2 protein-coding genes are annotated in these 2,771 nt (G+C 72.7%); both read left to right on the forward strand.

The genetic code is table 11. The annotated features are described in order from the left end of the window. The first annotated feature begins 426 nt into the window (after nucleotides 1–426). Entirely contained in the window at nucleotides 427–1,455 is a 1,029-nt protein-coding gene (gene tdh / locus ABD308_RS01785) for an L-threonine 3-dehydrogenase (RefSeq protein WP_344324391.1), read from the forward strand. Between the two features lie 52 nt (nucleotides 1,456–1,507). Next, nucleotides 1,508–2,701 (forward strand): glycine C-acetyltransferase, encoded by a 1,194-nt coding sequence (locus tag ABD308_RS01790; RefSeq protein WP_344324394.1) that lies wholly within the window; start codon nucleotides 1,508–1,510, stop codon nucleotides 2,699–2,701. Nucleotides 2,702–2,771 lie beyond the last annotated feature (70 nt).

Raw genomic sequence — 2,771 nt, forward strand, 5'->3', positions numbered from 1 at the left:
CGCCCTGCTGGGCGCCGCCGCGCTGGTGGTGGCGCGCTGGCTGCCCCCCGCCGCCCGCCCGCGCGTGACCCCCGAGGCTCCCGAGTCCCCGAGTCCCTGGAGGCCCCCGACGGTGCGCCCCGCGCGCCCCGGACATGCCCCGCGCGCTCCGCCGTCGGAGTGCCGACCGGCATGCCGCGACGGTCCCCGACCCCTGCTCGGGCACGATCGTTTAGCCGAGCTGTCGCGGCCCTTAAGAATTCCTCGATGGACCGCACCCCCTCCCACCAGGCAGATTTCTGCCTGCCCGGAATGCGGACACCGGAACCGGTCCCGCCGCGCCCCGGCCCCGCCAGGACCCGTCGGCCCTTCCGGGGCCGCCACCCGACCGGGCCCCGTCGGCCTGCCCACACCAGGCCGCCCCACCGTGCGTCAGGAGCCACCGCCGTGAAGGCACTCGTCAAGCAGAACGCCGAGCCCGGACTCTGGCTGATGGAGGTCCCGACCCCGGTGATCGGCCCCGGCGAGGTCCTCATCAAGGTGCTGCGCACCGGCATCTGCGGTACCGACCTGCACATCCGCAAGTGGGACGGCTGGGCCCAGCAGACCATCAAGACCCCGCTGGTCCTCGGCCACGAGTTCGTCGGCGAGGTCGCCGAGATCGGCGCCGGCGTCGCCGACATCGCGGTGGGCGACCTGGTCAGCGGCGAGGGCCACCTGGTCTGCGGCAAGTGCCGCAACTGCCTGGCCGGCCGCCGCCACCTGTGCCGCAACACCGTCGGCCTCGGCGTCAACCGCGACGGCGCCTTCGCCGAGTACGTCGCGCTGCCCGCCTCCAACGTCTGGGTGCACCGGGTGCCCGTCGACCTCGACGTCGCCGCGATCTTCGACCCCTTCGGCAACGCCGTGCACACCGCGTTGTCCTTCCCGCTGGTCGGCGAGGACGTGCTGGTCACCGGCGCCGGACCGATCGGCATCATGGCCGCCGCCGTCGCCAAGCACGCCGGCGCCCGCAAGGTGATGATCACCGACGTCTCGCCCTACCGCCTCGACCTCGCCCGCCAGGTCGGCGTCTCGCTGGCGCTGGACGTCTCCGAGCACACCATCGAGGAGGGCCAGCAGAAGCTCGGCCTGCGCGAGGGCTTCGACGTCGGCCTGGAGATGTCCGGCCGCCCCGAGGCGCTGCGGTCGATGATCGCCAACATGACCCACGGCGGCAAGATCGCCATGCTCGGCCTGCCCGCCGAGGAGTTCCCGATCGACTGGGCCTCCGTGGTCACCTCGATGCTCACCATCAAGGGCATCTACGGCCGCGAGATGTTCGAGACCTGGTACGCGATGTCCGTCCTGCTGGAGGGCGGCCTCGACCTCAGCCCCGTGATCACCGGCCGGTACCCGGCCGCCGACTTCGAGGCCGCCTTCGACGAGGCGGCGAGCGGCCGCTGCGGCAAGGTCATCCTCGACTGGACCGCCTGATCCCCGCGCCCGCCCCTCGCCACCCCCGTTGCCACCCCGCTTAGGAGCAGCTGTGTTCGACACCGTGCGCGACGACCTCGCCGCCACCCTCGACGAGATCCGCGAGGCCGGCCTGTTCAAGCCGGAGCGCGTCATCGGCACCCCGCAGAGCGCCGCCGTCACCGTCACCGCCGGCGGTACCCCCGGCGAGGTGCTGAACTTCTGCGCCAACAACTACCTCGGCCTCGCCGACCACCCCGAGGTGCTGGCCGCCGCGAAGGACGCCCTCGACCGCTGGGGCTACGGCATGGCCTCCGTCCGCTTCATCTGCGGCACCCAGGACGTGCACAAGGAGCTGGAGGAGCGCCTCTCCGGGTTCCTCGGCCAGGAGGACACCATCCTCTACTCCTCCTGCTTCGACGCCAACGGCGGCGTCTTCGAGACCCTGCTCGACGAGCGCGACGCGGTCATCTCCGACGCGCTCAACCACGCGAGCATCATCGACGGCATCCGGCTCTGCAAGGCCCGCCGCCACCGCTACGCCAACCGCGACCTCGCCGACCTGGAGCAGCGGCTCAAGGAGAGCCAGGACGCCCGCCGCCGCCTGATCGTCACCGACGGCGTCTTCTCGATGGACGGCTACGTCGCCCCGCTGCGCGAGATCTGCGACCTCGCCGACCGCTACAACGCCATGGTCATGGTCGACGACTCGCACGCCGTCGGCTTCGTCGGCGCGAACGGGCGCGGCACGCCCGAGCTGCACGGCGTGCTCGACCGCGTCGACATCATCACCGGCACGCTGGGCAAGGCGCTCGGCGGCGCCTCCGGCGGCTACGTCGCCGCACGGCGCGAGATCGTCGCGCTGCTGCGCCAGCGCTCGCGGCCGTACCTGTTCTCGAACTCGCTCGCGCCGGTGATCGCGGCCGCCTCGCTGAAGGTGCTGGACCTGGTCGAGCGGTCGAACGAGCTGCGCGAGCGGCTGGCGGCCAACACGGCGCTGTTCCGCTCGAAGATGACCGAGGCGGGCTTCGAGATCCTGCCCGGCGACCACCCGATCGCCCCGGTGATGATCGGCGACGCCGCCAAGGCCGGACGCCTCGCCGAACTGCTGCTGGAGCGCGGCGTCTACGTGATCGGCTTCTCCTTCCCGGTGGTCCCGCACGGCCAGGCCCGGATCCGGGTGCAGCTCTCCGCCGCGCACACCACCGAGGACGTCGAGCGCGCCGTGGCCGCCTTCATCGACGCGCGCGCCGCCCTGGGCGAGTAACCGCCCCCCCCCGATCGCCCGTGGCGCGTCCGCTCGGAACCGGCCGCGCCACGGGCTCATCAGCCGCCGT

It is taken from the genome of Kitasatospora putterlickiae (genome assembly GCF_039527695.1).
Taxonomy (GTDB): Bacteria; Actinomycetota; Actinomycetes; order Streptomycetales; family Streptomycetaceae; genus Kitasatospora; species Kitasatospora putterlickiae.